Source organism: Wenzhouxiangella psychrophila (assembly GCF_042310375.1).
In the GTDB taxonomy this organism is placed as follows: Bacteria; Pseudomonadota; Gammaproteobacteria; order Xanthomonadales; family Wenzhouxiangellaceae; genus Wenzhouxiangella.
This window is the reverse complement of the sequence record NZ_JBHJMQ010000006.1, coordinates 228,667-235,625: the sequence shown is the minus strand read 5'-3', so window position 1 is coordinate 235,625 and position 6,959 is coordinate 228,667. Positions and strand designations below refer to the sequence as shown.

Genomic DNA, 6,959 nt, shown 5'->3' with positions numbered 1-6,959 from the left:
GGCTCGTGGTCTCGCTGGCGCTCGGCTCGAACCCTCGAACGGGGAAAACCCGTTACCGGTTTTCGAGACCGGCGCATTCAACCACTCTGCCACCTCTCCGTATTGTTCGGCCCGCGAACACGCGGCGCCGCTTAAAAACTTGTAGCCCGGGGCGGTCCTTCGGACCGCGAGAGGGAGGGATTACTGCGCGACCTTTCGGTCGCTTGCCCTCCGGGCTCGCCAGCCTGTCGGCTGGCTCGTGGTCTCGCTGGCGCTCGGCTCGAACCCTCGAACGGGGAAAACCCGTTACCGGTTTTCGAGACCGGCGCATTCAACCACTCTGCCACCTCTCCTTGTAGCGGGCGAATTATACATGACGCCTCCCGCTATCGCAGGGGCGGAACCAGGCGCTCTGGGAAAAATCCCAAATCCGAAGCACCAAATCCGAAACGAAAACCCATGCTCCTTGTTTCGTGCTTCGAATTTCGTACTTGTTTCGGATTTCGGATTTCGAGATTCGGATTTCAGGCCGGATCAGAGTCGCTGCCGCAACCAGTCAGCAACGGACTCGAGCGCGGACGGTAGCGCGGACGCATCACTCCCCCCGGCCTGTGCAAAGTCGGGTCGTCCGCCGCCCTTGCCCCCGACCTGGCCGGCGACATGGTTGACCAGTTCGCCGGCCTTGATCTTGCCGGTCAGGTCCCGGGTCACGCCGGCGACCAGGCGCACACCGTCACCGGCAGCCGTGCCGAGCACGATCACGCCCGAGCCGATCTTGTTCTTGAGCTGGTCGACGGTGTCGCGGAGGCTGTTGGGGTCGGCGCCTTCCAGTTTGGTAGCGATCAGTTTCACGCCGTCGACTTCGACGGCCTGCGAGGCCAGGTCGGAGCCCGCCGCCGAAGCCAGCTTGCCCTTGAGCCGCTCGAGCTCCTTTTCCAGCTCCCGCGAACGACCCAGCAGCTGGCCCACGCGCTCTGAAAGCTGTTCCGGGCTGGTCTTGAGCTGACCGCTTGCCTCGCGCACCGAGTGATCCAGCTTCTGCAGCCAGTCGACGGCCACGCGGCCGGCAACGGCCTCGATGCGCCGAACACCGGCGGAGATGCCGGTCTCGGAAACGATCTTGAACAGCCCGATATCGCCCATGCGATCAACGTGCGTGCCGCCGCACAGCTCCATCGAGAAATCGCCGAAACGCAGTACGCGCACCTCGTCACCGTACTTCTCGTCGAAGAAAGCCAGTGCGCCGGCCTCGATGGCCTCGTCGAATTCCATGTGCCGGGTTTCGGCTTCGATATTGGCCTGGATTTGTTCGTTGACCAGGCGTTCGATCTCGGCCAGTTCTTTCTCGCCGACCGGCGCGTGGTGCGAGAAGTCGAAACGCAGGCGATCGGGCGCGACCAGCGAGCCCTTCTGCTGAACGTGCTCGCCGAGGACCGTTCGAAGCGCCGAGTGCAGCAGGTGGGTGGCCGAATGGTGACGCACGATATCGGCCCGGCGCTGCGAGTCGATCCGGCCCGACAGGCGGTCGCCGAGCTTGAGCGAGCCGTCGGCCAGGCGGCCGATGTGGCCGTGAAAGGCGCCGGCGAACTTGCGCGTGTCGCTCACCTCGAACCGGGTGGCTTCGCCCTCGAGCCGGCCGGTGTCGCCGACCTGGCCGCCGGACTCGGCGTAGAACGGGGTCCGGTCCAGGACCAGCACGGCTTCGTCGCCTTCAGATACTGCGTCGACCGGCTTTCCGTCGACCAGGATGGCCAGAACCTCGACGTCGTCCACGGAATGTTGCTGGTAGCCCAGGAAGCGCGTCGCGGGCAGCTCGGCGATCAGCTCGGCGGGCAGGCCTTCGGCGCCGGTGAACTTGCCGGCCGCTCGGGCGCGCTCGCGCTGCTGGTTCATGGCCTGCTCGAAGCCGGCCTCGTCGACGGTCAGTTCGCGTTCGCGGGCGATGTCGCGGGTGAGGTCGACCGGAAAGCCGAAAGTGTCATAGAGCTTGAAGACCACATCACCGGGGATTTCCCGAGCCTCGAGATCGGCAATGACGCCCTCGAGCAGCTTCATGCCCTGATCGAGCGTCTCGCCGAAGCGCTTCTCCTCACGCTCGAGCACCTCGGTCACGAAGTCCTGCTTGTCGATCAGTTCCGGATAAGCCTCGCCCATGATCTCGGCCAGCGGCTCCACCATGCGTGCGAAGAACGGGTCCTCGCAGCCGAGCTTGTAGCCGTGGCGAATCCCGCGGCGGATGATGCGACGCAGCACGTAGCCGCGCCCCTCGTTGGACGGCAGCACGCCGTCGACGACCAGGAAGGCGCAGGCGCGGATATGGTCAGCGATCACCTTCAGCGAGGCCGCGTCCCGGTCTTGCGAGCCGGTAAGCTTTGCGGCCGCGCCGATGAGATGCTGGAAAAGGTCGATGTCGTAGTTGGAGTGCCCGCCCTGCAGGATCGCGGCCAGGCGCTCCAGGCCCATGCCCGTATCGACCGAAGGCGCCGGCAGCGGGCTGAGCGTGCCGTCAGAGGCGCGGTCGTACTGCATGAACACGAGGTTCCAGACCTCGATGTAGCGGTCGCCGTCCTCCTCGGGCGTGCCGGGCGGGCCGCCGGGCACGTCCGGCCCATGGTCGTAGAAGACTTCGGAGCAGGGCCCGCAAGGACCGGTATCGCCCATCGCCCAGAAGTTGTCTTCGGCACCGATGCGCGAGAACCGCTCGGGGTCGACGCCGATTTCCTTCAGCCAGATATCGGCCGCCTCGTCGTCTTCCTCGTAGACCGTCACCCACAGCTTCTCGGGCGGGAAACCGCAGGTCTTCGTCAGGAATTCCCACGCGAATTCAATTGCTTCGCGCTTGAAGTAATCGCCGAAGCTGAAATTGCCCAGCATCTCGAAGAACGTGTGGTGCCGGGCGGTGTAGCCGACATTCTCCAGGTCGTTGTGCTTGCCGCCGGCGCGCACGCAACGTTGCGACGTCGTCGCCCGCGAGTACGAGCGTTTCTCAGAACCGAGGAACACATCCTTGAACTGCACCATGCCAGCGTTGGTGAACAGCAGGGTCGGATCGTTGGCCGGCACCAGCGAGCTGGACGGCACGATGCGGTGATCGCGCTCGGCAAAGAAGTCGAGAAAGACCTGTCGGATTTCAGCGGTGGTTTTCATTGCTTCAAACAGTCCGGAAAGCGAGCGTAGGTGAATTCAGACATATAGTTTAAGGCCCGTGTACGCAAGAGCGCACTCGAAGCGAGGCAGGCAAGGCAATAAAACCACCGAAAACTCCGAAGGCACGGAACTCAAAACCTTCATTTTTGGTGCTTTCGGTGTATTCAGTGATTTTTCCGGTTTCATTCGAAAAGTTCACGGATATGCTCATGGGCAAATCCGCGCCGCGCAAGCGCCTGCTGGCGGCGGGACTTTTCCTTGAGATCGACCGGCGGTTCCGGGCCATAGCGCCGCTCGTACCAATTGGCTGCAATGGCAAACCAGTCGGGCGATTCAGCCTCAAGCGCCCGGGCGGCCTGGTGACGGTCGATTCCGCGCTCGGACAGCTCGGCACGGATTCGAACCGGCCCGTAGGCTTTGGCGACACGCTGGCGCACGTAGCTCTCGGCGTAACGCTCATCCGACTGGAGATTCTCGTCGGCCAGCTCGTCGATGACTTGTTCGACGGCCGGCCCCGACCAGCCGCGCCGGGTAAGCTTGCGGGCCAACTCGAAGCGCGAGTGCTCCCGCCGTGCCAGCAGACGAATCGCGGCCTCGCGGATTTCCGCCGGGTTAGCAGCGTCCTTTTCAGTCAACCGGTTATCCCGTGTCTGGATCAACCGGCTTGCGACTGGGCCTTGTCTTCGGCCTCGGCGGCCTCGGCATTCTCCGCCGCCTCACCGGTCGATTTGGGCAGCAACTTCTCGCGCACCCGTCGCTCGATATCGGCGGCCATGTCCGGGTTTTCCTTGAGGAACTGGCGGACATTGTCCTTGCCCTGGCCGATGCGATCGTCGCCGTAGCTGTACCAGGCCCCGGATTTCTTGACCAAGCCATGCTCGACGCCGAGCTCGATCAGCTCGCCTTCGCGCGAGATGCCCTCGCCGTAGAGAATCTCGAACAGGGCCTGCCTGAACGGCGGTGCCATCTTGTTCTTGACCACTTTCACGCGAGTCTCGTTGCCCACCGCTTCATCGCCTCGCTTGATCGCGCCGATACGGCGGATATCCAGGCGCACCGAGGAGTAGAATTTGAGCGCATTGCCGCCGGTGGTCGTCTCCGGCGAACCGAACATGACGCCGATCTTCATGCGGATCTGGTTGATGAAGATCACCAGGCAGTTGGTGCGCTTGATGTTGCCCGACAACTTGCGCAGCGCCTGGCTCATCAGCCGCGCCTGCAACCCGACGTGGGAGTCGCCCATCTCGCCCTCGATCTCGGCCTTGGGCGTGAGCGCGGCAACCGAGTCGACCACCACGATATCGACCGCGCCGGAGCGCACCAGCATGTCGGTGATCTCCAGGGCCTGCTCGCCGGTATCGGGCTGCGAGACCAGCAGGTCGTCGACGTTGACGCCCAGCGCCTCGGCGTAACTCGGATCCAGCGCGTGCTCGGCATCGACGAATGCAGCGGTACCCCCGAGCTTCTGCGCCTCGGCAACGGCGTGCAGGGTCAATGTCGTCTTGCCGGATGATTCCGGGCCGTAAATTTCGATGACGCGGCCGCGCGGAAGACCACCGACGCCCAGTGCAACGTCCAGCGCCAGCGACCCGGTCGAGACCACCGGAACGTCCTTGCGCCCGGCGTCGTCGCCCATGCGCATGATCGCGCCCTTGCCGTACTGCTTTTCGATCTGGCCCAGTGCCGCGGCCAGTGCTCGCTTGCGATTGTCGTCCACGATATATGTCCTCTCTTCTCGATTCGTTCGATGGGTGCCGCGATCGGCCCCGATTATCTCACAGCGCCGTCGCGATCCAAGACGGATCGGCCGGCTCGCGAACAATTCCTACAGGCCGTCACGGCAGCTTCCTACATCTCGTTCGCCCCCAGTATAGGAGGCGCTTTCTCAAATCCCGAGAATGGCGCCAATACCGGGCGGGAGGCGCCGGCAAAGGGTTACTATTCGCTTTCCCGACCCGCCACGGATGCTTTGAAGAATGTTCAGCCGCTGCAGATTCCTCATGCCGAGGTCCGGCTCGCCCGCGATCACGCTCTCACTGCTGCTTGCGGGGCTTCTCGTCGCCTGCGGCGACAGCACCCCGGATGCCGGCCTGATCCGGGCGCCCGAATTTTCCGACGATTCCGGACGACTGGCGCGACCCTGGCGCTTTGCCCACCACGCCACCACCGATTCTTATCGTCTCGAGATTCGCGACGGCATCGCCACCATCAAGCGCACCGGCCCGGAACCGTGGTCGCAGCTGGTCCAACCCGTAACGCCGGAGCACCTGGATTCACTGGCCGGCCAACGCCTGGCTTTCTCCATGGATATCCGCGCCCGGCTCGAGAACAAGACGTTCGGACCCCCCCTGGAGCCGACGGCGCTGACGGTCCGAATGTGGAACAAGCCAGCGGCCGCGAGTGCCGGCTCGCTGGGCGCCATGCTCGGCTCTCGCCAGGCGGCAACCGAACGCCTCACTTTACCGGAGGACGCGCAAATTTCTGACTGGCAACGGTTCACGCTCGAGTTCACGGTACCGGCGGATATCGAGCGCATGGAAGTCGCCGCGATCATGGCTTCCGGCGGGCGTCTTGAGCTTCGGAACCCCGCACTCCACCCCCTCTGATCGACCAACGACCGATCCGCCGATAAGGCTGGCCGGGTATCGACTCGACCAGCGCGAATTCCCGGACCGGCCAGCTCAGCGGCGACGGGGTGGGCAGATCCGGGCGACGGGCGACCTTGCGAAACAGGGTCACGTGCGGCCGGAACGGGCGCCGATCCAGATCGATCCCGAGTTCACCGATACGGGCATACAAGGCTGCCTGAAGCGCTTGGAGCGTCTCGGGCGCCTCTCCGCCCAGCCAGAGCACCCCGGCGCCCGGAAACCAACCGAAGCGATCCAGGCGCAGTTCACACGGCTTGCCCCGGATTGCGTCCGCCGCCGCCTCGAATTCGCCCAGGCGCTCGGCAGGTTGATCGCCCAGGAACAGAAGGGTCAGGTGAAGGTTGTGATCGGGCACCCGCTTCAGGCTGCCCCGCCCCAGCATCTCCCGTCGCTCAACAATCTCACGACGTATTTTCTCGTCGGGCCAGAGTGCGAAAAACAGGCGCCTTGTCGACTGTGGCCTGACCATCCGCATCGCCTACTCTACGGGCTCCTGAGGCGTGCGAGAAGTCCCTCGAATGCCGCGGCCACGCTGGCTCGTCGAACCTCGTCCCGATCCCCGGAAAACCGGTAAATCTCGGTCTCGACAATATCGTCCGGCAGCGCCCAGCCGAAACAGACCGTGCCCACCGGCTTGTCGGGCGTGCCACCGTCCGGACCCGCGATTCCGGAAACCGACACGGCCACGTCGGCCCGGCTGTTCTCGACCGCGCCACGTGCCATGGCCGCTGCCACTTCCTCGCTGACGGCGCCGAAGCGGTGGAGATCACCGGGCCTGACGCCCAGCAGTTCGGTCTTGGCCTCGTTGGAATAGGTCACCAGGCCGCGTTCGAACCATTCCGAACTGCCCGGCAGGTCGGTGCAGGCCTTGGCGATCCAGCCGCCGGTGCAGGACTCGGCCGTGACCAACCTGCGCCCCAGCATCTTCATCTCGGCCGCCAGGGCGGTGGCCAGCATCGAGAGCGCTTCATCGTCGTGTCGCATCGCCATGGCTCCTATAATGCCTCGTTCTGAAATTCTTTATGTCCACAGATGAACACAGATAAACACAGATATTAAAAAAGATTCCCCTCAGAACACTTTGTTGGGGAAAGTCAGTCCGCTTCATCACTTTTGAAGTTCTGTTTTTTCATCTGTGTGCATCTGTGTTCATCTGTGGACGATTTTTTTCAAGAGCTTCCAAGC

6 protein-coding genes are annotated in these 6,959 nt (G+C 63.7%); 1 reads left to right on the top strand and 5 read right to left on the bottom strand.

Translation table 11 applies throughout. The annotated features are described in order from the left end of the window. Positions 1–513 precede the first annotated feature (513 nt). The 3 genes from alaS to recA all read right to left on the bottom strand — a co-directional run bounded on the left by alaS (position 514) and on the right by recA (position 4,843). Entirely contained in the window at positions 514–3,126 is a 2,613-nt protein-coding gene (gene alaS / locus ACDC66_RS10080; RefSeq protein ID WP_376696581.1) for an alanine--tRNA ligase, read from the bottom strand. A 182-nt stretch (positions 3,127–3,308) separates the two neighbouring features. Next, complete coding sequence (locus ACDC66_RS10075; protein ID WP_376696580.1) at positions 3,309–3,761, bottom strand: regulatory protein RecX; 453 nt, start codon at positions 3,759–3,761, stop codon at positions 3,309–3,311. Positions 3,762–3,781: 20 nt separating this feature from the next. Next, entirely contained in the window at positions 3,782–4,843 is a 1,062-nt protein-coding gene (recA, locus tag ACDC66_RS10070; protein ID WP_376696579.1) for a recombinase RecA, read from the bottom strand. A 283-nt stretch (positions 4,844–5,126) separates the two neighbouring features. On the opposite strand from recA, the gene ACDC66_RS10065 reads away from it, so the two are divergent. Continuing rightward, positions 5,127–5,732 (top strand): hypothetical protein, encoded by a 606-nt coding sequence (locus ACDC66_RS10065; RefSeq protein WP_376696578.1) that lies wholly within the window; start codon positions 5,127–5,129, stop codon positions 5,730–5,732. On the opposite strand, the gene thpR is transcribed toward ACDC66_RS10065, so the two are convergent. Both thpR and ACDC66_RS10055 read right to left on the bottom strand, forming a co-directional pair. Next, positions 5,677–6,243, bottom strand: a complete 567-nt coding sequence (gene thpR / locus ACDC66_RS10060; protein WP_376696577.1) for an RNA 2',3'-cyclic phosphodiesterase — start codon at positions 6,241–6,243, stop codon at positions 5,677–5,679. The two genes, ACDC66_RS10065 and thpR, sit on opposite strands and share 56 nt — an antisense overlap. 14 nt (positions 6,244–6,257) lie before the next feature. Beyond that, entirely contained in the window at positions 6,258–6,758 is a 501-nt protein-coding gene (locus ACDC66_RS10055; RefSeq protein ID WP_376696576.1) for a CinA family protein, read from the bottom strand. Positions 6,759–6,959 lie beyond the last annotated feature (201 nt).